General features: G+C 67.1%; 4 protein-coding genes. All 4 read right to left on the bottom strand.

The window, feature by feature from the left end; translation table 11 throughout:
- Positions 1 to 3: 3 nt before the first annotated feature.
- Positions 4 to 9,234 (bottom strand): SPM autocatalytic domain-containing protein, encoded by a 9,231-nt coding sequence (locus tag GTP45_RS26885; RefSeq protein WP_161016904.1) that lies wholly within the window; start codon positions 9,232 to 9,234, stop codon positions 4 to 6.
- A gap of 438 nt (positions 9,235 to 9,672) precedes the next feature.
- A complete protein-coding gene (locus GTP45_RS26890; RefSeq protein ID WP_161016905.1) occupies positions 9,673 to 22,752 on the bottom strand; it encodes an SPM autocatalytic domain-containing protein in 13,080 nt (4,359 codons plus the stop codon).
- Between the two features lie 406 nt (positions 22,753 to 23,158).
- Positions 23,159 to 23,545 (bottom strand): hypothetical protein, encoded by a 387-nt coding sequence (locus GTP45_RS26895; RefSeq protein ID WP_161016906.1) that lies wholly within the window; start codon positions 23,543 to 23,545, stop codon positions 23,159 to 23,161.
- Positions 23,532 to 24,220: GlxA family transcriptional regulator (locus GTP45_RS26900; protein WP_161016907.1), on the bottom strand; the 689-nt coding region annotated here is incomplete at its 5' end. The genes GTP45_RS26895 and GTP45_RS26900, both read right to left, overlap by 14 nt.

The raw sequence follows: 24,220 nt of genomic DNA on the forward strand, positions 1-24,220 counted from the left end.
TGCTTACTTGGCAGCGAGGATGCCGTTGCTATGGCTGCCGGTCAGCAGTGCTTTCAGGCGCTGGGTTTCCTCGGTCGCTGCCGAGTTCGACGTTGCCGTCAACTTGGTGCTGTCGAAGTTGCCGATGGCGCTAGCCAGTGCCGTCACCGATGCGTTGGTGGCGCTAGGCAGATCCAGCTTGGTCGCGTTCTCGGTCGCTGCGGTGGCAGCGGCGTTGAAGCTCGACAGCGCGTTCGACAGGTTGCTGACCGAGCTGCTGACGCTGCTCGTGGCGCCCTGTGCGAACCAGACGTCGGCCGCGGTGTGGCTGGCGCCGTCAGCGGTCTCGTAGGTCGAGGTGATGCCGACCCAGTTGCCGTTGTTCTGCGACACGTTCTGCTTGGCATCGAGGTTCAGCTTGGTGATGCCCAGATCGGCCAGCGACTTCAGCTCGTCCGCCTGGCTGACGCCGTCGGCATTGCCGTCCACCCAGACGCGCAGGTTGGCAAACGCGCCGTCCTTGGCGTCGATGGTGCCGTCGCCGTTGGTGTCGAGTTCAGCCAGCGCCGCGTAGCCCTGGGTCGCTTTCGAACCGTTGGCCAGCGTGGTGCCCGAACCGAACAGCTCGCTACCGTCGTTGATCACGCCGTCGCCGTTGCGATCCAGTGCCAGCAGACCGTCGCCGCCGCCTACCCAGCCGGTGTTGCGCTTGGTGCCGGTGGCGTTGACGTCGAAGTTCACACCAGCCGACAGGCCCAGGGTGGTGATGCCGTCACCGTTCAGATCCAGCACGATTGGCGTGCCCAGTGGCGAAGGCAGTGCCGCCACTTGATCAGTGGTCAGCGCCTGGCCTTGGTCGCTGGTCAGGGCGCAGACTTGCTGGCTGGTCAGCGAGTGGATCTGGTCGGTGGTCATCGACATGATCTGCTGCGTGCTCAGGGCCGAGATCACCGAGGTGCGCAGGCCCACCAGGTCGGCGGTTTCAATCGCCACCAGCTGGTTGGTCGACAGCGCCTTGATTTGGCTGCTCGACAGCGCGCCTACTTGCTGGCTGCTCAGGGCCACGATCTGGTCGGTGGTCAGGGCCGCCACTTGCGCCGTTTGCAGGGCGCCCATGACCGAGGTCTTCAGCGCGCCGATGTCTTCGGTGCCCAATGCCGCAACCGCGTTGGTCGACAGTGCCGCCACTTGGGTCGAGCTCAGTGCACCCACTTGCGCGCTGGTCAGCGCCACGGCCTGGTCGGTGGTCAGCGAGTTGGCCAGCGCGGCGGTTGCCAGCGCCCCCACTTGCGAGCTGCTCAGGGCCACGATCTGGTCGGTGGTCAGGGCTGCCACTTGCGCGGTTTTCAGCGTGCTGATGACGTTGGTCTTCAGCGCGCCGATGTCAGCGGTTTCAATCGCCGCAATCGCGGTGGTGGTCAGCGCGTTGATCTGCGCCGTGCTCAGCGTGCCCAGTTGCAGCGAGGACAGTGCCACCACTTGGTCGGTGGTCAGCGCCGCAGCCAGGGCGGCGGTGCTCAGCGCGGAGATCTGCGCGGTGTTCAGCGCGGTGACCTGGTCGGTGGTGATCGCTGCCAGCTGGGCGGTGCGCAGCGCAGCGATGGCGGCGGTTTTCAGCGCGCCGATGTCAGCCGTTTCAATCGCGGCGGTCGCCGAGGTGCTCAGGCCAGCAACCTGGGTGCTGCTCAGGGCGCCGATCTGCTGCGACGTCAGTGCCACCACCTGGTCGGTGGTCAGCGCGTTCGCCTGGTTGGTGGTCAGGCCGGCGATGGCGGCGGTTTTCAGCGCGCCGATGTCAGCCGTTTCAATCGCGGCAATCGCGTTGGTGCCGAAGGCTGCCACTTGTGCCGAGCTCAGGGTGCCCACTTGCAGGGACGACAGCGCCACCACTTGATCGGTGGTCAGCACGCCGATGCTGGCCGAGGCCAACGCGGTCACTGCGCTGGTGCTCAGTGCGCCGATCTGGTCGGTGGTCAGCGCCACCACTTGCGCGGTTTTCAGCGTGGCGATGATGCTGGTCTTCAGGCTGCCGACGTCAGCGGTTTCGATGGCGGCCACGGCAGTGGTCGACAGCGCGTTGAACTGCGTGGTGCTGAAGGCGCCCAGCTGGTTCGACGACAGCGCCACCACCTGGTCGGTGGTCAGGCCGCTCGCCAGGGCTGCGGTGCTCAGCGAGGCCACTTGGGCGGTGCCCAGCGCGGTCACCTGGTCGGTGGTGATGGCGGCCAGTTGCGCGGTGCTCAGGGCGCCGATCGCGTTGGTTTTCAATGCGCCGATGTCAGCGGTTTCAATCGCGGCAATGGCGGCGGTACCCAGCGCGGTCACTTGCTGGCTCGACAGGGCGCCGACCTGGCCGCTGCTCAGGGCAACGATCTGGTCGGTGGTCAAGGCCTTGACCTGGTTGGTGCTCAGGGCCGAGACCGCTGCCGATTTCAGCGCGCCGATGTCGGCCGTTTCAATCGCGGCAATCGCGTTGGTGCTGAAGGCCGCCACTTGCTGGCTGCTCAGGGTGCCAACTTGCAGGGACGACAGGGCCACCACTTGGTCGGTGGTCAGGGCGCCGACGCTGCCGGTGGTCAGAGCGGCCACTTGCGCGGTGCCCAGAGCGCCGATCTGGTCGGTGGTCAGTGCGGCCAGCTGGTTGGTTTTCAGCGAACCGATGATGGCGGTTTTCAGGCCACCGATATCGGCGGTCTCAATCGCGGCCACCGCAGTGGTCGACAGCGCGGCGAATTGCGCGGTGCTGAAGGCGCCCAGCTGGTTCGACGACAAGGCCACCACTTGGTCGGTGGTCAGGCCGCTGGCCAGTGCTGCGGTGCTCAGCGCGCCGACTTGGGCGGTGCCCAAGGCGGTGATCTGGTCGGTGGTGATGGCTGCCAGTTGTGCGGTGCTCAGCGCACCGATAGCGTTGGTTTTCAACGCGCCGATGTCAGCGGTTTCAATCGCGGCAATCGCGGAAGTACCCAGTGCGGTCACTTGCTGGCTCGACAGCGCGCCGACCTGGCTGCTGTTCAGGGCAACCACCTGGTCGGTGGTCAGGGCCTTGACCTGGTTGGTGCTCAAGGCGGCGATGGCCGACGATTTCAGCGCGCCGATGTCGGCCGTTTCAATCGCGGCGATATCGTTGGTGCTGAAGGCGGCGATCTGGGCGGTGCTCAGGGCGCCGAACTGGTTCGACGACAGGGCTACCACTTGATCGGTGGTCAGCGCAGCGATGCTGCCGGTGGTCAGGGCCGCCACTTGGCCGGTGCTCAGCGCGCCGATCTGGTCGGTGGTCAGGGCAGCCAGTTGGTTGGTTTTCAGCGTGCCGATGATGGCGGTTTTCAGGCCGCCGATGTCGGCAGTCTCAATCGCGGCCACAGCGGTAGTCGACAGCGCGGCGAATTGCGCGGTGCTGAAGGCGCCCAGCTGGTTCGACGACAAGGCCACTACCTGGTCGGTGGTCAGGCCGCTGGCCAGCGCTGCGGTGCTCAGCGCGCCAACTTGGGCAGTGCCCAGTGCGGTGATCTGATCGGTGGTGATGGCCGCCAGTTGTGCGGTGCTCAGCGCGCCGACAGCGTTGGTTTTCAAGGCGCCGATGTCGGCGGTCTCGATCGCGGCAATCGCGGCCGTGCCCAGTGCCACCACTTGCTGGCTCGACAGCGCGCCAACTTGTTGCGAGGTCAGGGCCACCACTTGATCCGTGGTCAGTGCCTTGGTCTGGTTGGTGGTCAGCGCGGCAATCGCGTTGGTTTTTAGCGCGCCGATGTCGGCCGTTTCAATCGCGGCGATATCGTTGGTGCTGAAGGCGGCGATCTGGGTGCTGCTCAGGGCGCCGAATTGGTTCGACGACAGGGCCACCACCTGATCGGTGGTCAGCGCGGCGATGCTGCCGGTGGTCAACGCGGCAACCTGGCCGGTGCTCAGGGCCGTCAGCTGGTCAGTGGTCAGCGCGGCCAGCTGGTTGGTTTTCAGCGCAGCGATGATCGAGGTTTTCAGGCCGCCGATGTCGGCGGTCTCAATCGCGGCGATCGCGGTGGTCGACAGCGCGTTGAACTGCGCGGTGCTGAAGGCGCCCAGCTGGTTCGACGACAGCGCCACCACCTGGTCGGTGGTCAGGCCGTTGGCGATGGCGTTGGTGCTCAGCGCAGCCACTTGGCCGGTGCTCAGCGCGGTGACCTGGTCGGTGGTGATGGCTGCCAGCTGGCCAGTGGTCAGGGCGGCAATCACATTGGTTTTCAGCGCGCCGATGTCGCCGGTTTCAATCGCGGCCACGGCACTGGTGCTCAGCGCGGCAACTTGCTGGCTCGACAGCGCGCCAACTTGTTGCGACGACAGGGCCACCACTTGATCCGTGGTCAGTGCCTTGGTCTGATTGGTGGTCAGCGCGGCAATCGCGTTGGTTTTCAGCGCGCCGATGTCGGCCGTTTCAATCGCGGCGATATCGTTGGTGCTGAAGGCGGCGATCTGGGTGCTGCTCAGGGCGCCGAACTGGTTCGACGACAGGGCCACCACCTGGTCGGTGGTCAGCGCAGCGATGCTGCCAGTGGTCAGCGCGGCAACCTGGCCGGTGCTCAGGGCAGTCAGCTGGTCAGTGGTCAGCGCGGCCAGCTGGTTGGTTTTCAGCGCAGCGATGATCGAGGTTTTCAGGCCGCCGATGTCGGCGGTTTCGATGGCGGCAATCGCGGTGGTCGACAGCGCGTTGAATTGCGCGGTGCTGAAGGCGCCCAGCTGGTTCGACGACAGCGCAACCACCTGGTCGGTGGTCAGGCCGCTGGCGATGGCTGCAGTGCTCAGCGCAGCCACTTGGCCGGTGCTCAGCGCGGTCACCTGGTCGGTGGTGATGGCAGCCAGTTGACCAGTGGTCAGGGCGGCAATCACGTTGGTTTTCAGCGCGCCGATGTCGGCGGTTTCAATCGCAGCCACGGCGCTGGTGCTCAGCGCGGCAACTTGCTGCGACGACAGCGCGCCAACTTGTTGCGACGACAGCGCGACCACTTGATCCGTGGTCAGGGCCTTGGTCTGGTTGGTGGTCAGCGCGGCGATGGCGTTGGTTTTCAGCGCGCCGATGTCGGCCGTTTCAATCGCGGCGATGTCGTTGGTGCTAAAGGCGGAAATCTGCGAGCTGCTCAGGGCGCCGAACTGGTTCGACGACAGAGCCACCACCTGGTCGGTGGTCAGCGCGGCGATGCTGCCGGTGGTCAGCGCGGCAACCTGGTTGGTGCTCAGGGCCGACAGCTGGTCGGTGGTCAGGGCAGCCAGCTGGTTGGTCTTCAGCGCGGCGATGATCGAGGTTTTCAGGCCGCCGATGTCGGCGGTTTCGATCGCGGCAATCGCGGTGGTCGACAAGGCGTTGAATTGCGCGGTGCTGAAGGCGCCCAGCTGGTTCGACGACAGCGCCACCACCTGGTCGGTGGTCAGGCCGTTGGCGATAGCGTTGGTGCTCAGCGCGGCCACTTGACCGGTGCTCAGCACGGTCACCTGGTCGGTGGTGATAGCTGCCAGCTGGCCGGTGGTCAGGGCGGCAATCACGTTGGTTTTCAGCGCGCCGATGTCGGCCGTTTCAATCGCGGCAATTGCGCTGGTGCTCAGGGCGGCCACTTGCTGGCTCGACAGCGCGCCAACTTGTTGCGACGACAGGGCCACCACTTGATCCGTGGTCAGGGCCTTGGTCTGGTTGGTGGTCAGGGCAGCGATGGCCGCGGTTTTCAGCGCGCCGATGTCCGAGGTTTCAATCGCAGCGATATCGTTGGTGCTGAAGGCGGCGATCTGCGCGCTGCTCAGTGCGCCGAACTGGTTCGACGACAGGGCTACCACCTGGTCGGTGGTCAGCGCAGCGATGCTGCCGGTGGTCAGCGCTACAACCTGGTTGGTGCTCAGGTTCGACAGCTGGTCGGTGGTCAGCGCGGCCAACTGGTTGGTCTTCAGCGCGGCGATGATATTGGTTTTCAGGCCGCCGATGTCAGCGGTCTCGATCGCGGCAATCGCGGTGGTCGACAGCGCGTTAAATTGCGCGGTGCTGAAGGCGCCCAGCTGGTTCGACGACAGTGCCACCACTTGGTCCGTGGTCAGGCCATTGGCGATGGCGTTGGTGCTCAGCGCGGCTACTTGACCGGTGCTCAGCACGGTCACCTGATCGGTGGTGATGGCAGCTAGCTGGCCGGTGGTCAGGGCGGCAATGACGTTGGTTTTCAGGGCGCCGATGTCGGCCGTTTCAATCGCGGCAATCGCGCTGGTGCTCAGGGCGGCAACTTGCTGGCTGCTCAGGGCGCCGACTTGTTGCGACGACAGGGCGACTACCTGGTCGGTGGTCAGAGCCTTGGTCTGGTTGGTGGTCAGCGCGGCGATGGCGTTGGTTTTCAGCGCGCCGATGTCGGCGGTTTCAATCGCGGCGATGGCGTTGGTGCTCAGGGCCGCCACTTGCTGGCTGCTCAGGGTGCCAACTTGCAGCGACGACAGGGCTACCACCTGGTCGGTGGTCAGGCCGCCGACGCTGGCGGTGGTCAGCGCGCCCACCTGAGCGGTGCTCAGGGCGCCGATCTGGTCGGTGGTCAGGGCCGCCAGCTGGTTCGATTTCAGCGCGGCGATGACGCTGGTTTTCAGGCCGCCGATGTCGGCGGTCTCGATGGCAGCCACGGCGGTGGTCGACAGTGCGGCGAATTGCGCGGTGCTGAAGGCGCCCAGCTGGTTCGACGACAGGGCCACCACCTGGTCGGTGGTCAGGCCGTTGGCGATGGCGTTGGTGCTCAGCGCGGCCACTTGACCGGTGCTCAGCACGGTCACCTGGTCGGTGGTAATGGCAGCCAGCTGGCCAGTGGTCAGGGCGGCAATCACATTGGTTTTCAACGCGCCGATGTCGGCGGTTTCAATCGCGGCAATCGCGCTGGTGCTCAGGGCCGCAACTTGTTGCGACGACAGCGCGCCAACTTGTTGCGACGACAGGGCCACCACCTGGTCGGTGGTCAGAGCCTTGGTCTGGTTGGTGGTCAGCGCGGCGATGGCGTTGGTTTTCAGCGCGCCGATATCGGCGGTCTCGATCGCAGCGATGGCGTTGGTGCTCAGGGCTGCCACTTGCTGGCTGCTCAGGGTGCCAACCTGCAGCGACGACAGGGCCACCACCTGGTCGGTGGTCAGGCCGCCGACGCTGGCGGTGGTCAGCGCGCCCACCTGGGCGGTGCTCAGGGCGCCGATCTGGTCGGTGGTCAGGGCGGCCAGCTGGTTGCTCTTCAGCGCGGCGATGACGCTGGTTTTCAGGCCGCCGATGTCGGCGGTTTCGATGGCGGCAACGGCGTTGGTCGACAGCGCGCCGAACTGCGCGGTGCTCAGCGCGCCCAGCTGGTTCGACGACATGGCGACCACTTGGTCAGTGGTCAGGCCGTTGGCCAGTGCATTGGTGCTCAGCGCGGCGATTTGCGCGGTGCTCAGCGCGGTCACCTGGTCGGTGGTGACGGCAGCCAGTTGCGCGGTGCTCAGGCCGGCGATAGCGTTGGTTTTCAGCGCGCCGATGTCGGCCGTTTCAATCGCGGCGACGGCGGCGGTGCCCAGCGCGGACACTTGCGCGCTCGACAGCGCGCCCACTTGTTGCGACGACAGCGCCACCACCTGGTCGGAGGTCAGCGCCTTGGTCTGGTTGGTGGTCAGGGCGGCAATGGCGTTGGTTTTCAGCGCGCCGATGTCGGCCGTTTCAATCGCGGCGATGTCGTTGGTGCTCAGGGCCGCCACTTGCTGGCTGCTCAGGGCGCCGACTTGCTGCGACGACAGGGCTACCACCTGGTCGGTGGTCAGGGCGCCAATGCTGGCGGTGGTCAGGGCCACCACCTGCGCGGTGCCGAGGGCGCCGATCTGGTCGGTGGTCAGGGCGGCCAGCTGGTTGGTTTTCAGCGCGGCGATGACGTTGGTTTTCAGGCCGCCGATGTCGGCAGTCTCGATGGCGGCCACGTTGGTGGTCGACAGCGCGGCGAACTGCGCAGTGCTCAGCGCGCCCAGCTGGCTCGACGACAGCGCCACGACCTGGTCGGTGGTGAGGCCGTTGGCCAGGTTGGCGGTGGTCAGCGAAGCGATTTGCGCGGTGCCCAGGTTGCCAACTTGATCGGTGGTCAGCGCGGCGGTTTGCTGGCTGGTCAGGGCGGCAATGGCATTGGTTTTCAGGGCGCCGATGTCGTTGGTTTCAATCGCGGCAATCGCGCTGGTGCCGAACGCGGCAACTTGCTGGCTGCTCAGGGCGCCCACTTGTTGCGACGACAAGGCCACTACCTGGTCGGTGGTCAACGCCTTGACCTGATTGGTGGTCAGGGCGGCAATCACGTTGGTTTTCAGCGCGGCCAGGTCGGCGGTTTCAATCGCGGCCACCGCGTTGGTGCTCAGGGCGGCCACCTGGGCCGAGCTCAGTACAGCAGCCTGGGTGGCGGTCAGGGCCACCACCTGGTTGGTGCTCAGCGCAGCCATGCTGGCGGTGCTCAGCGCCACGACCTGAGCACTGGTCAGGCTGCTGACCTGGTCGGTGGTCAGGGCTGCCAGCTGCGCGGTTTTCAGCGAGGCGATGACGTTGGTTTTCAAGGCGACCAGGTCGGCGGTCTCGATGGCCGCCACGTTGTTGGTCGACAGCGCGCCAAACTGCGCGCTGCTCAAGGTGGCCAGTTGCAGGGAGCTCAGGGCCACCACCTGGTCGGTGGTCAGGCCGTTGGCGATGGCGTTGGTGCTCAGGGCCGCCACTTGGCCGGCGGTCATGACGCTGACCTGGTCAGTGGTCAGGGCTGCCACTTGCGAGGTGCCCAGGCCGCCGATGGCGGACGATTTCAGGGCAGCGAAGTCGCCGGTTTCAATCGCCACGATGGCGTTGGTGCTCAGGCCGACAACCTGCGCGCTGCTCAGGGCTGCCGCTTGCTGGGAGGTCAGGGCCACCACCTGGTCAGTGGTCAGCGCCGACAGCTGCGCCGTGCTCATGCCGGCAATCGCCGAGGTTTTCAGGTTGGCGAAGTCGCCGGTTTCAATTGCCGCCAGCGAGGTGGTCGACAGGGCATTGATCTGCGCCGAGTTGAACGCGCCCACCTGGTTGGACGTCAGGGCAACGATCTGGTCCGTGGTCAGGCCGTTGCTCAGTTGTTTGGTGGTCAGCACCGCAATATGGGTGGTGGTCAGGACACCGATCTGGTCGGTGGTGAAGGCCCGCGTTTGGGCGGAATTGAGCGCAACCAGGTCAGCCGTCGCGAGTGCTGCGATGGTGGTAGTCGACAGCGCGGCAATCTGTTCGGACTTCATTGTCGTGATGATGCTCATTTCCATTCTCCTTGGGGCACTACACAGTTCTATACGGACAGGTGATGGAGCCGACGGGGCAATTCCCGGCAGCTCCAGCTTGAATTGGGTGTTGCGGTAGTTCTTGCAGATACAGGTGCGTGCGGACTCCACACGCTTTAGTTCTTAACGTCAATCTTTGAAGCAACTTTAGGATTTCGCCGGTATGAATTTTCCTCTGGTTAACATTTAAATCGTTGCAGACCTTCACATAGATTCAGTTAATTGACCGCTGGAAAATTGCGGGGCTGTCCGGCCTGAACGTGTAAAGCGACCTTTTTCTCAACTGCATTAAGTTTTTTTATTTACGCACGGCAACGGAAAGCAACGCAAGAAGTGGGCCATGTTTTCTCAAAAGCAACCATCCAGACACAAACGGCAGAGCGTTTGCTCTGCCGTTCGTCACTTCAATCGCCGTGCTTACTTGCCAGGCACCGCAAGGAAGCCTTGCGATGCGCCGCCATGCAGCGCTTTCAGTTTCAGCTCCTCGCTGTTGGCCGAAGCCGCGTTCAAGGTCGGCTTGCCGTCAGCCTCGAACTGGTTCAGCGCGGCGGCCAAGTTGGCCACGTTGCCGCCCACGCCCTGCCCCGGCACTTCCAGCTTGGTCACGGCCGGTGCGCTGGCTGCGGTGTTGAAGCTGTTCAGTGCCTGCGACAGGCCGCTGACATTGTTGCTCAGCGGTTGCTGCGCGGCCGACACCGAGAACCAGACGTCGGCTACCGCGTGGCTGGCGCCGTCGGCAGTCTCGTAGGTCGAAGTGGCGCCGAGGATGTTGCCGTTGTTGCCGGTGGCGCCATCTTTCACGTCGAGGTTGAGCTTGGTGATGCCGAGGTCGGCCAGCGATTTCAGTTCGCTCGCCTGGCTGACGCCGTCCGCGTTGCCGTCGACCCAGACGCGCAGGTCGGCAAACTTGGCATCCTTGGCGTCGATGGTGCCGTCGCCGTTGGTGTCGAGTTCGGCCATGGCGGCGTAGCCGTCGGCGGCGCGCTTGCCGTTGGCCAGCGTGGTGCCGGAACCGAACAGTTCGCTACCGTCGTTGATGATGCCGTCGCCGTTGCGGTCCAGCGCCAGGAAGCCGTCGCCGCCGGCCAGCCAGCCGGTGTTGACCTTGTTGCCGCTGGCGGCCAGGTCGAACTGCACGCCGTTACCCAGTGCGGTGGTTTGCACGCCGTCGCCGTTCAGGTCGAGCGCGATCGGGGTCAGCGAGATCAGCGCGCTGATCTGGGCGCCGGTCAGCGAACCACGCTGGTCTGCGGACAGGGCATGGATCTGCTGGGTGGTCAGCGCGTGGATCTGGTTGGTGGTCAGCGACACGATCTCCTGGGTGGTCAGCGAGCGGATCTGTTTCGACGACAGCGCGCGGATGCCGTTGGTGGTGATCGCCACCAGGTCAGCCGTTTCGAACGCGGCCAGCGCGGTGGTCGACAGCGCCGCCACTTGCTGGGTGCTCAGGTTGGCCACTTGCGCGGTGGTCAGCGCCACGCCTTGTGCCGAGCTCAGTACCGACAGGTTGGCGGTGCTGACTGCCGCGATTTCCGACACGGTCAGCGCGGCAATCGCGCCGGTCGACAGGGCCGAGAAGTTACGGCTCGACAGGGCCGCCACTTGCGCGGTGGCCAGCGAGGCCGCTTGCGCGGTGGTCAGGGCGCCGATCTGGTTGGTGCTCAGGCCCACCGAGAAGGCTGCGGTGCCCAGCGCCGCCACTTGCGCGGTGCTCAGCGCCACCACCTGGGCGGTCGACAGACCGGTCAGTTGCAGCGTGCGCAGGGCCGCCACGTCAGCGGTGCTGAGACCGGCCAGGTCGGCGGTTTCAATCGCGCCGATGCTGTTGGTCGACAGCGCCACCACTTGCGCGGTGCTCAGCGCGGCGAACTGGCTGGAAGTCAGCGCCACGACCTGATCGGTGCTCAGCGTGCCGATAGCGGCGGTGCTCAGCGCAGCCAGGGTGGCGGTGCCCAGCGTGTTGATTTGCTGGGTGGTCAGCGCGTTGACCTGGGCGGTGCTCAGAATCGCGATGGCCTGGGTCTTGATCGCGGCCAGGTCAGCGGTTTCCAGCGCGGCCACCGAAGCGGTGGTCAGCGCTGCCACTTGCAGGGTGCTCAGGGCAGCGGCTTCGCCGGTGGTCAGCGCCACCACCTGGGCCGTGCCCAGCGCCTTGATCTGGGTGGCGCTCAGGGCGGCAATCGCAGCGGTCGACAGTGCGGCCAGATCAGCGGTTTCCAGTGCGGCGATGCCGTTGCTGGTCAGCGCTGCGGCCTGGGCGGCGGTCAGCGCCGACGCCTGGGCCGTGGTCAGCGCCACGATCTGGTTGGTGCTCAGCGAAGCGATGCCGGCGGTGCTGATGGCGGCCACTTGCGCGGTCGACAGCGTCGCCACTTGCTCGGTTTCGAGGCCGGCCAGCTGGTTGGTGCGCAGCACGCTGATGTCCAGCGTGCTCAGGCCGGCCAGGTCGGCGGTGTCCAGCGCACCGATGGTCTGGCTGCGCAGGGCGATTACCTGGTTGGTCGACAGCGACGCCAGTTGCGCCGAGGTCAGCGCCACAGCCTGGTCGGTGGTCAGCGCGCCGATGCCGGCGGTGCTGATGGCGGCCAGGGTGCTGGTGCCCAGCGTGTTGATCTGCAGCGTGCTCAGGGCGGCCACTTGCGCGGTGCTCAGGCCAGCCACGGCTTGGGTTTTGATCGCGGCCAGATCAGCGGTTTCCAGCGCAGCCACCGAGGCGGTGGTCAGGGCTGCCACCTGGGCGGTGCTCAGGGCGGCAGCTTCGTTGGTAGTCAGCGCCACCACTTGCGCGGTGCCCAGTGCCTTGATCTGGTTGGCGGTCAGCGCAGCGATTGCAGCGGTCGACAGCGCCGCCAGATCGGCGGTTTCCAGTGCGGCGATGCTGTTGGTGCTCAGGGCCGCAGCTTGCGCGCTACCCAGTACGCTTGCCTGCAGCGTGGTCAGCGCCACCACCTGGTTGGTGCTCAGCGAGGCGATGCCGGCGGTACTAATGGCGGCCACTTGCGCGGTCGACAGCGTAGCCACTTGCTCGGTCGCCAGACCGGCCAGCTGGTTGGTGCGCAGTACGGCCACGTTGGCAGCGCTCAGGCCGGCCAGGTCAGCCGTTTCAATCGCGCCGATGCTGTTGCTGGTCAGCGCCACCGCCTGGGCGGTGCCGAAGCTGGCGATCTGGGCCGAGGTCAGCGCCACCACTTGCGCGGTGGTCAGCGCGGCGATGCCGGCGGTGCTGATGGCGGCCAGCGAGGCGGTCGCCAGGGTGTTGATTTGCAGCGTGCTCAGGGCAGCCACTTGCGCGGTGCTCAGCGCGGTGATGGCTTGCGACTTGAGGGCCGACAGGTCAGCGGTTTCCAGCACGGCCACCGAGGCGGTCGGCAGGGCTGCCACCTGGGCGGTGCTCAGGGCCGCCGCTTGCGCGGTGGTCAGGGCGACCACCTGGGCGGTGCTCAGCGACTTGATCTGGTTGGCGCTCAGGCCGGCCACAGCGTTGGTCGACAGCGCAGCGAAGTCGGCGGTTTCAAGCGCGCCGATCACGGCGGTGCCCAGGGCAGCCACTTGGGCGCTGCTCAGTGCGGCCGCTTGCGCGGTGTTCAGTGCCACCAGCTGATCGGTGCTCAGCGAAGCGATGCCGGCGGTGCTCAGCGCAGCCACCTGGTTGCTGCCCAGTGCAGCCACCTGACTGGTGGTCAAGCCGTCCAGCTGGTTGCTGCGCAGCGCGGCCATGGCGGCGGTGCTCAGGCCGGCCAGGTCGGCGGTCTCGATCGCGCCGATGCTGTTGCTGCTCAGCGCCACGACTTGGGCGGTGGTCAGCGCGGCGATCTGGGCCGAGGTCAGTGCAACCACCTGCTCAGTGGTCAGCGCAGCGATGCCGGCGGTGCTGATGGCAGCCAGCGAAGCGGTTGCCAGGGTGTTGATCTGCAAGGTGCTCAGGGCCGCAACTTGACCGGTGGTCAGCGCTGCGATGGCCTGGGTCTTGAAGGCCGACAGGTCTGCGGTTTCCAGCGCGGCAATCGCGTTGGTGGTCAGCGCAGCCACTTGCGCGGTGCTCAGCGCGGCGGCTTCGGCGGTGCTCAGGGCAACGATCTGGCCGGTGGTCAGCGCTTTGATCTGGTTGATGGTCAGACCGGTGACCGCGTTGCTCGACAGTGCGGCGAAGTCAGCGGTTTCCAGCGCGGCAATCGCGTTGGTGCCCAGCGCGGCAACTTGCGCCGTGGTCAGGGCCGCCGCTTGCGCGGTGGTCAGGGCCACGATCTGGTTGGTGCTCAGCGAAGCCACGGCAGCGGTGCTCAGTGCAGCAACTTGGTTGGTGCCCAGTGCGGCCAGCTGGGTGGTCGACAGGCCCAGCAGCTGGCTGCTGCGCAGGGCAGCCACGGCGCTGGTGCTCAGGCCCACCAGGTCGGCGGTTTCAATCGCGCCGATGCTGTTGCTGCTCAGGGCGATGATTTGCGCGCTGGTCAGGGCCGACAGTTGTTGCGAGGTCAGCGCCACGATCTGGTTGGTGGTCAAGGCGGCGATGCCGGCGGTGCTGATCGCACCCAGCGAGGCGCTGCCCAAGGTGTTGATTTGCAGCGTGCTCAGGGCGGCCACTTGCGCGGTGCTCAGCGCGGCGATGGCGGCGGTCTTGATTGCCGACAGATCAGCGGTTTCCAGTGCGGAGATCGCGTCGGTGCTCAGCGCAGCCACTTGCGCGGTGCTCAGGGCGGCCGCTTCGGTGGTGGTCAGGGCGACGACTTGGCCGGTGGTCAGCGCCTTGATCTGGGTCACGGTCAGGCCGGTCACCGCGTTGCTCGACAGGGCTGCAAAGTCGGCGGTCTCGATGGCGGCAATCGCGTTGGTGCCCAGCGCGGCAACTTGCGCCGTGGTCAGGGCCGCCGCTTGCGCGGTGGTCAGGGCCACGATCTGGTTGGTGCTCAGCGAAGCCACGGCAGCGGTGCTCAGTGCAGCAATTTGGTTGGTGCCCAGTGCGGCCAGCTGGGTGGTCGACAGGCCCAGCAGCTGGCTGCTGCGCAATGCGGCCACGGCGCTGGTGCTCAGGCCCACCAGGTCGGCGGTTTCAATTGCGCCGATGCTGTTGCTGGTCAGGGCGACGATTTGCGCGCTGCTCAGGGCCGACAGTTGTTGCGAGGTCAACGCCACGATCTGGTTGGTGGTCAAGGCGGCGATGCCGGCGGTGCTGATCGCACCCAGCGAGGCGCTGCCCAGGGTGTTGATTTGCAGCGTGCTCAGGGCAGCTACTTGCGCGGTGGTCAGGGCGGCGATCGAGGCCGTCTTGATGGCCGACAGGTCGGCGGTTTCCAGCGCGGCAATCGCGTCGGTCGACAGCGCGGCCACTTGCGCGGTGCTCAGGGCAGCCGCTTCGGCGGTGCTCAGTGCCACCACCTGGCCGGTGGTCAGCGCCTTGATCTGGTTGACGCTCAGGCCGGCAACGGCGGCGGTCGACAGTGCTGCGAAGTCGGCGGTTTCCAGTGCGGCGATGGCATTGGTGCCCAGCGCAGCCACTTGCGCGGTGCTCAGTACCGACGCTTGCGCGGTGGTCAGGGCCACGATCTGGTTGGTGCTCAGCGAAGCGATGCCGGCAGTGCTCAGCGCAGCCACCTGGCCGGTGCTCAGGGCAGCCACCTGGGTGGTGCTCAGGCCCACCAGCTGGGCGCTGCGCAGGGCGGCGACGGCGCTGGTGCTCAGGCCAACCAGGTCGGCGGTTTCAATCGCGCCGATGCTGTTGCTGCTCAGGGCGACGATTTGCAGGCTGCTCAAGGCCGACAGTTGCTGCGAGGTCAGGGCCACGATCTGGTTGGTGGTCAGCGCCGCGATGCCGGCGGTGCTGATGGCGCCCAGCGAGGCAGTCGCCAGGGTGTTGATTTGCAGCGTGCTCAGGGCCGCCACTTGCGCGGTGGTCAGGGCAGCGATGGCAGCGGTCTTGATCGCCGACAGGTCGGCGGTTTCCAGCGCAGCAATCGCGTCGGTGCTCAGGGCCGCAACTTGCGCGGTGCTCAGGGCAGCCGCTTCGGTGGTGGTCAGGGCCACGACCTGGCCGGTGGTCAGCGCCTTGATCTGGTTGACGCTCAGGCCGGCCACAGCAGCGGTCGACAGAGCGGCAAAGTCAGCGGTTTCCAGCGCGGCAATCGCGTTGGTGCCGAGTGCCGCCACTTGCGCGGTGCTCAGTACCGAGGCTTGGGCGGTGGTCAGCGCGACGATTTGCGCGGTGCCCAGCGAAGCGATGCCGGCGGTGCTCAGGGCCGCCACTTGCGCGGTGCTCAGCGCGGCCACCTGGGCAGTGCTCAGGCCTACCAGCTGGGCGCTGCGCAGCGCAGCGACGGCGCTGGTCGACAGGCCCACCAGGTCGGCGGTTTCAATCGCACCGATGCTGTTGCTGCTCAGGGCCGCCACTTGCGCGGTGCCCAGTGCGGCGAACTGTGCCGAGGTCAGCGCCACCACTTGCTCGGTGCTCAGGGCAGCAATGCCGGCGGTGCTCAGGGCGGCCACCGAAGCGGTCGCCAGGGTGTTGATCTGGGTGGTGCCCAGCGCAGCCACTTGCGCGGTGCTCAGCGCGGCGATGGCGGCGGTTTTGATCGCGGCCAGGTCAGCGGTTTCCAGCGCGGCAATCGCGTTGGTCGACAGCGCGGCCACTTGCGCGGTGCCCAGTGCGGCAGCTTCGGTGGTGGTCAGTGCCACCACCTGGCCGGTGGTCAGCGCCTTGATCTGGTTGACGGTCAGGCCGGCCACAGCGTTGCTCGACAGCGCTGCAAAGTCGGCGGTCTCCAGCGCAGCGATGGCGTTGGTGCCCAGTGCTGCCACTTGCGCAGTGCTCAGTACCGAAGCTTGGGCGGTGGTCAGGGCGACGATCTGGTCGGTGCCCAGCGAGGCGATGCCGGCGGTGCTCAGGGCAGCCACTTGCGCGGTGCCCAGCGCGGCGACTTGACCGGTGGTCAGGCCTACCAGCTGGCTGCTGCGCAGTGCAGCAACGGCGCTGGTCGACAGACCCACCAGGTCGGCGGTTTCAATCGCGCCGATGCTGCTGCTGGTCAGCGCGCTCACTTGCGCGGTGCTCAGCGCGCCCAGTTGGGCCGAGGTCAGCGCCACCACCTGGGCGGTGGTCAGCGCGCCGATGCCGGCGGTGCTGATGGCGGCCAAGGTGCCGGTGCCCAGGGTGTTGATTTGCAGCGTGGTCAGGGCCGCCACTTGCGCGGTGGTCAGCGCGGCGATAGCGGCAGTCTTGATCGCAGCCAGATCGGCGGTTTCCAGCGCGGCGACGGCGTTGGCCGACAGCGCAGCCACTTGCGCGGTGCTCAGGGATGCGGCTTCACCGGTGGTCAGTGCCACGACTTGGGCGCTGGTCAGCGCTTTCACCTGCGCCACGCTCAGGGCGGCGACGGCACTGGTCGACAGTGCTGCAAAGTCAGCGGTTTCCAGCGCGGCAATCGCGTTGGTGCTCAGCGCCAGCACTTGCGCCGTGCTCAGCGCTGCGGCTTGGGCGGTGGTCAGGGCAACGATTTGATCGGTGCTCAGGCCGGCAACGGCGCCGGTGGTCAGGGCCGCGACTTGCGTGGTGCTCAGGGCGGCGACTTGGGCGGTGCTCAAGCCGGCCAGCTGGGCGCTGCGCAGCACAGCCACCTGGCTGGTGCTCAGGCCGGCCAGGTCGGCGGTTTCAATCGCGCCGATGCTGCTGCTGGTCAGGGCGCCTACCTGGGCGGTGCCCAGCGCGGCGATTTGCGCCGAGGTCAGCGCCACCACTTGGGCGGTGCCCAGCGCGGCGATGCCGGCGGTGCTCAGCGCGGCCAGCGAGGCGGTGGCCAGGTTGTTGATTTGCAGCGTGGTCAGCGCGGCGACTTGCGCGGTGCCCAGCGCGGCGATGGCGGCGGTTTTGATGGCGGCCAGGTCGGCGGTTTCCAGCGCTGCCACGGCGTTGCTCGACAGCGCGGCTACCTGGGCGGTGCTCAGGGCGGCCGCTTCGGTGGTGGTCAGCGCCACCACTTGCGCGGTGGTCAGGGCTTTAACCTGGTTGACGGTCAGCGCAGCCACCGCGTTGCTCGACAGTGCAGCAAAGTCGGCGGTCTCGATGGCGGCAATCGCGTTGGTGCCCAGCGCCACCACTTGGGCGGTGCTCAGCACCGAGGCTTGCGCGGTGGTCAGGGCGACGATTTGATCGGTACCCAGGCCGGCAACAGCGGCGGTGCTCAGCGCGGCCACTTGGCCGGTGCTCAGGGTTGCTACTTGCGCGGTGGTCAGGCCCAGCAGCTGGCTGCTGCGCAGGGCAGCAACCGCGTTGGTGGACAGGCCTACCAGATCGGCGGTTTCCAGTGCACCCAGCGCGCTCGAGCTCAGGGCTGCCACTTGGGCGGTACCCAGTGCGGCCAGTTGTGCCGAGGTCAGCGCCACAGCTTGGGCGGTGCTCAGTGCAGCGATACCGGCGGTGCTCAGCGCAGCGATCGAAGCGGTGGCCAGGGTGTTGATTTGCAGCGTGGTCAGGGCAGCCACTTGCGCGGTGCTCAGCGCAGCGATAGCGGCAGTCTTGATTGCCGACAGGTCGGCGGTTTCCAGTGCAGCGACAGCGGTGGCCGACAGCGCGGCCACTTGGGCGGTGCTCAGCGAAGCCGCTTCGCCGGTGGTCAGCGCCACGACCTGGTCGCTGGTCAGCGCTTTGACTTGCGCCACGCTCAGGGCGGCAACGGCGTTGGTCGACAGCGCTGCAAAGTCAGCGGTTTCCAGTGCGGCAATCGCGTTGGTGGTCAGTGCCGCCACTTGGGCGGTGCTCAGCACCGATGCCTGGGCGGTGGTCAGCGCGACGATTTGCGCGGTGCTCAGGCCGGCGATGGCGGCGGTTGCCAGCGCCGCCACTTGCGCGGTCGACAGGGCAGCCACCTGGCCGGTGCTCAAGCCAGCCAGTTGCGCGCTGCGCAGCAGGCCAACCTGGGTGGTGGTCAGGCCGGCCAGGTCGGCGGTTTCAATCGCGCCGATGCTGTTGCTGCTCAGCGCACCGATCTGGGCGCTGGCCAGCGCGCCGATTTGCGCCGAGGTCAGGGCCACGACTTGCGCGGTGGTCAGCGCGCCGATGCCGGCGGTGCTGATGGCCACCAGCGAAGCGGTGCCCAAGGTGTTGATTTGCAGCGTGGTCAGTGCCGCCACTTGCGCGGTGGTCAGCGCGGCGATGCCGGCGGTTTTGATCGCGGCCAGGTCGGCGGTTTCCAGTGCAGCGACGGCGGTGGCCGACAGCGCAGCCACTTGCGCGGTGCTCAGGGCGGCGGCTTCACCGGTGGTCAGCGCCACAACCTGGTCGCTGGTCAGCGCTTTGACTTGCGCCACGCTCAGGGCGGCAACAGCGTTGGTCGACAGCGCCGCGAAGTCAGCGGTTTCCAGTGCGGCGATGGCATTGCTGCTCAGCGCCAGCACTTGGGCGGTGCTCAGTACCGCCGCTTGCGCGGTGGTCAGTGCCACGATTTGAGCGGTGCTCAGGCCGGCAACGGCGCTGGTGGTCAGCGCCGATACCTGGGCGGTCGACAGGGCGGCAACCTGGCCGGTGGTCAGGCCTGCCAGCTGGGCGCTGCGCAGTACGGCGACTTGGCTGGTGGTCAGGCCGGCCAGGTCGGCGGTTTCAATTGCGCCGATGCTGTCGTCGGTCAGGGCAGCGATTTGCGCGGTGCCCAGCGAACCGATTTGCGCCGAGGTCAGCGCCACCACCTGGGCGGTGCCCAGGGCGGCGATGCCGGCGGTGCTCAGGGCAGCCAGCGACGCGGTGGCCAGGTTGTTGATTTGCAGCGTGGTCAGTGCCGAGACTTGCGCGGTGGTCAGCGCGGCGATGGCGGCGGTTTTCAGTGCGGCCAGGTCGGCGGTTTCCAGCGCAGCAACGGCGTTGGTCGACAGCGCTGCCACTTGCGCGGTGCTCAGGGCAGCCGCTTCGGCGGTGGTCAGGGCGACGACTTGCGCGGTGGTCAGCGCTTTGACCTGGTTGACGGTCAGCGCGGCAACAGCGGCGCTCGACAGTGCTGCGAAGTCGGCGGTTTCAATCGCGGCCACGGCGTTGGTGCCCAGCGCGGCCACCTGGGCGGCGCTCAGGGTGGCGGCTTGCGCGGTGGTCAGGGCAACGATTTGATCGGTGCTCAGGCCGGCGATGGCCGAGGTGGTCAGCGCGGCGACTTGGCCGGTGCTCAGGGTGGCCACTTGGGCGGTGGTCAGGCCGGCCAGCTGGCTGCTGCGCAGGGCGGCGATGTCGTTGGTCGACAGGCCCGCCAGGTCAGCGGTTTCCAGCGCGCCCAGCGCGCTCGAGCTCAGGGCCGCCACTTGCGCGGTGCCCAGTGCGGCCAGTTGCGCCGAGGTCAGCGCCACGGCTTGCGCGGTGCTCAGGGCAGCGATGCCGGCGGTGCTCAGCGCAGCGATCGAAGCGGTGGCCAGGGTGTTGATTTGCAGCGTGGTCAGGGCCGCCACTTGCGCGGTGCTCAGCGCAGCGATAGCGGCGGTCTTGATGGCCGACAGGTCGGCGGTTTCCAGCGCGGCAATCGCGGTGGACGACAGCGCCGCCACTTGGGCGGTGCTCAGGGTCGCGGCTTCGGCGGTGGTCAGGGCGATGATCTGCTCGCTGTCCAGTGCCTTGATCTGGTTGGCGCTCAGGGCGGCCACGGCAGCGGTCGACAGGGCAGCCAGATCGGCGGTTTCCAGTGCGCCGATGGCGTTGGTGCTCAGCGCGGCTGCTTGCGCGCTGCTCAGCACCGCTGCCTGGGCGGTGGTCAGCGCGACGACCTGGTTGGTGGTCAGCGCGGCAATCGCGCCGGTGGTCAGGGCCGCCACCTGGGTGGTCGACAAGGTCGCCACTTGCGCGGTGGTCAGGGCAGCAACCTGGGCGCTGCGCAGGGCAGCGATGTCGTTGGTCGACAGGCCGGCCAGGTCAGCGGTTTCCAGTGCGGCAATCGCGTTGGTCGACAGCGCAGCCACTTGCGCGGTGCTCAGCGCGGCCAGCTGGGCCGAGGTCAGCGCCACAGCCTGCTCGGTGCTCAGGGCGCCGACAGCAGCGGTGCTCAGCGCGGCCAGCGAAGCGGTCGGCAGCGAGTTGACTTGGGCGGTGGTCAGCGCCGCCACTTGCGCGGTGCTCAGGGCAGCGATGCTGGCGGTCTTGATAGCGGCCAGGTCGCCGGTTTCCAGCGCGGCAACCGCGTTGGCGGTCAGCGCGGCCACCTGGGCGCTGCTCAGGGTGGCGGCTTCGTTGGTGGTCAGGGCGACGACTTGATTGGTGGTCAACGCTTTGACCTGGGTCGCGCTCAGCGCGGCCACGGCGTTGGTCGACAGCGCGGCAAAGTCGGCGGTCTCAATCGCGGCAATCGCGTTGGTGCCCAGCGCTACCACTTGCGCGGTGCTCAGCGATGACGCTTGCGCGGTGGTCAGGGCGGCGATTTGTGCGGTGCTCAGGCCGGCGAAGGCCGAGGTGGTCAGCGCCACCACCTGGGCGGTCGACAGGGCGCCGATCTGGTCGGAGCTCAGCAGGCCCAGCTGGGCGCTGCGCAGCACGGCGATCTGGCTGGTGGTCAGGCCGGCCAGGTCGGCGGTTTCAATCGCGCCGATGCTGTCGTCGGTCAGGGCCGCGATCTGGGTGGTGGTCAGGCTGGCGATCTGACCCGAGGTCAGCGCCACCACTTGCGCGGTGGTCAGGCCGGCGATGCCGCCGGTGCTGATGTTGACCAGTTGCGCGGTGGCCAGGGTGTTGATTTGCAGGGTGGTCAGGGCGGCCACTTGTGCCGAGCTCAGGGCTGCGATCACATTGGTTTTCAGCGCGGCCAGATCGGCGGTTTCCAGTGCTGCTACCAGCGCGGTCGACAGCGCGGCCACTTGCAGGGTGCTCAGGGTGGCGGCATCGGCGGTGGTCAGGGCCACCACTTGGGCGCTGTCCAGTGCCTTGATTTGATTGGCGCTCAGCGCGGCAATGGCGGCGGTCGACAGTGCGGCGAAGTCGGCGGTTTCCAGCGCGCCGATGGCGTTGGTGCTCAGGGCGGCGGCTTGCGAGCTGCTCAGCACGCTGGCCTGGGCGGTGCTCAGGGCCACCACCTGGTTGGTGGTCAGGGCGGCCACGCCAGCGGTGGTCAGGGCGGCGATCTGGCCGGTCGACAGCGCGGTGATCTGGCCGGTGGTCAGGGCCGCCACTTGCACGGTGCGCAGGGCGCCGATGTCATTGCTCGACAGGCCCACCAGATCGGCGGTTTCCAGCGCGGCAATGGCGCTGGTCGACAGCGCGGCCACTTGCTGGGTGCTCAGGGCAGCCAGGTGGGCCGAGGTCAGCGCCACGGCTTGTTCGGTGCTCAGGGCGCCAACGGCAGCGGTGCTCAGCGCGGCCAGCGAAGCGGTCGGCAGCGAGTTGATCTGGGCGGTGGTCAGGGCCGCCACTTGCGCGGTGCTCAGCACGGCCAGCGAAGTGGCTTTGATGGCGGCCAGGTCGGCGGTTTCCAGCGCGGCGACCAGCGCGGTGGCCAACGCAGCGACCTGGGTGCTGCTCAGGGTCGCGGCTTGGGCGGTGGTCAGGGCGATCACTTGCGCGGTGTCCAGCGCCTTGATCTGGTTGGCGCTCAGGGCCGACACGGCAGCGGTCGACAGGGCGGCCAGATCGGCGGTTTCCAGGGCGCCGACGCCGTTGGTGCTCAGGGCGGCCGCTTGCGAGCTGCTCAGCACGCTGGCTTGCAGGGTGGTCAGGGCGATCACTTGATCGGTGGACAGCGCGGCCAGATCGGCGCTTTCCAGCGCGCTGATCTGGTTGGTCGACAGCGCCGCCACCTGGGCGGTGGTCAGGCCGACCAGCTGGTTGGTTTTCAGGGCAACAATGGCGTTGGTCGAGAAGCCGGCCAGGTCGGCGGTTTCAATCGCGCCCAGCGCGCGGCTCGACAGGGCGGCCACTTGCTGGGTGGTCAGGGCGGCGATTTCAGCCGAGGTCAGGGCCACGGCCTGGTCGGTGCTCAGCACCGAGATGGCGGCGGTGCTCAGGCCGGCCAGCGCGGCGGTCGGCAGCGCATTGATCTGGGCGGTGGTCAGAGCCGCCACCTGGGCGGTGCTCATCTGCACCAGCACGGCGGTGGAGATCGCCACCAGGTCGGCGGTTTCCAGCGCGGCAATGGTATTGGTGTTCAACGCCACCAGCTGGTTGCTGCTCAGCTGGGCGGCCTGGGCGGTGGTCAGCGCCACGGCCTGGCTGGTGGTCAGGGCCTTGATCTGGGCGGTGGTGATGCCGGCAATGGCGCCGGTCGACAGCGCCGCCACGTTCTGCGTGCTCAGCGCCGCCAGGGTGGCGGTCTGGAACACGGCCAACTGGCTCGATTGCAGCACCGACACCTGCAGCGTGTTGAGGTACTGAACCTGGCCGCTGGTCAGGCCGAGCGCCAGCTGCTGGGTGGTGAAGGCCGGCACCTGCATGGAGGTAAAGGCCCCCAGTTGATCCGAGGAGAAGCCCGCAATGTCTTCCGTGCCCAGCTGGACGATGGTGCTCGTGCCGAGTCCAGCGATGGTTTCGGTGTCAAAGCTCAGTGCGATGGTCATGCTATTTCTCCTGGAGGTGCTGCGATGTATTTTGTACAGAAAGCAACCCGGATGCCTCCCTGTGCGGCATCCGGGTTCTGCAATTAGTCTGAATCACTACGTACATAACGACTGCGATTCGACTTCCATTAAGTAAACTTTTTTTTCTTGAAAACTTTACGCCCGTTACCCTTTGTAACTGCCTCAAAACGCAGTCCGGGGGCAATTTTAGATCTTGAATTATAGCTGAGCTTATTGCCCAAAATTAACTTTTTAAGGCGCTTGTCTCGCCGGCGCAACCATAAAAAGGAATATTTATTTATTAAAAAAGTTGGAAATCGTCTAAGACTAGCTTAACGAATGTATCCACACGGACATTTTGCTATGGCTGTGTGACCGGCGGATGACGGAATAGCGGGGTTAACCGCTAGCAATTTGGCAATTTGCGGCGCGCCAGGGCGAAGATAGTGGCGGCCAGCAGGGCGGCCGCCACTATGTTGACGACTAGCACGGCGCTAGCCAGGTGGAAGATCAGGCCGATGCTGACGCCGGCCTTGACGCTGAATTGCCAGCCGCTATCGGCCGGGAAATAGCTGAACAGCTGCAAGGCGTAGTACAGGCCGCCGCCCCACAGGCCGAGCCGCCAGCGCTTGAGCGCGGCCACCGCCGACAGGAAGCCGAGCAAGGCGGCGCCAAACACCAGGTAGCGGTCGGCGCCGCTCAGCGGCCCGCCCAGCAGGCCAAGGCACACGCCCAGCGCCAGCGCGCTATTTAAGAGCAGCACCCGGGCCAGCCATTTTTCAAATTCCTGCATCTGCGTCCCATCCTCCGAAGCGGGCCTGGTAGGCGCTGGGCGCGACGCCCAGCTGCGCGGCAAACGCGCGCCGCAGATTGTACTCGCTGGCAAAGCCGGCCTGGTGGGCGGCGCGCTTGACGCTCATGCCGGGCCGCTCCAGCAGCGCGCAGGCGGCTTCCATGCGCAGCCGCAGCAGCAATTGCGCCGGCGACACCCCGGCTTCCTGCTGCAGGCGGCGGTGCAGGGTGCGCACCGAGATCGCCAATGCCGCGGCCATTTGCTCGACATCGAGCTGCTGCTGCAGGCGCGGGCGCAGCCAGCCGGCCAGGCGGCCATGCACGCCCTGCGGGTCGGCCTGCGCCAGCAATTCCGAGCTGAACTGGCGCTGGCCGCCGGGACGCTTGTAGAACACCACCAGCCGCTTGGCCGCCGCCAGCGCGGCGGCGCGGCCCTGGTCTTCTTCCACCAGCGCCAGCGCCAGGTCCATGCCGGCGGCAATCCCGGCCGAGGTGTAGTAGCGGCCGTCGCGCAGGTAGATGGCGTCGTCCTGCACCGCGACGGCCGGGTATTGGGCTTGCAGGGCGGCGGCATCGAGCCAGTGGGTGACGGCGCGGCGGCCGTCCAGCAAGCCGGCGCGCGCCAGCACGAAGGCGCCGGTGCAGACGGCGCAGCAGCGCGCCGCGTGGCGGGCGG

The organism is Duganella rivi (assembly GCF_009857435.1).
GTDB classification, from domain to species: Bacteria; Pseudomonadota; Gammaproteobacteria; order Burkholderiales; family Burkholderiaceae_D; genus Rugamonas; species Rugamonas rivi.

What these genes read in the sequence shown, in the direction of transcription:
- GTP45_RS26885 (WP_161016904.1), bottom strand. Translation starts at nt 9,234, where the DNA reads ATGAGCATCATCACGACAATGAAGTCCGAACAGATTGCCGCGCTGTCG.
- GTP45_RS26890 (WP_161016905.1), bottom strand. Translation starts at nt 22,752, where the DNA reads ATGACCATCGCACTGAGCTTTGACACCGAAACCATCGCTGGACTCGGC.
- GTP45_RS26895 (WP_161016906.1), bottom strand. Translation starts at nt 23,545, where the DNA reads ATGCAGGAATTTGAAAAATGGCTGGCCCGGGTGCTGCTCTTAAATAGC.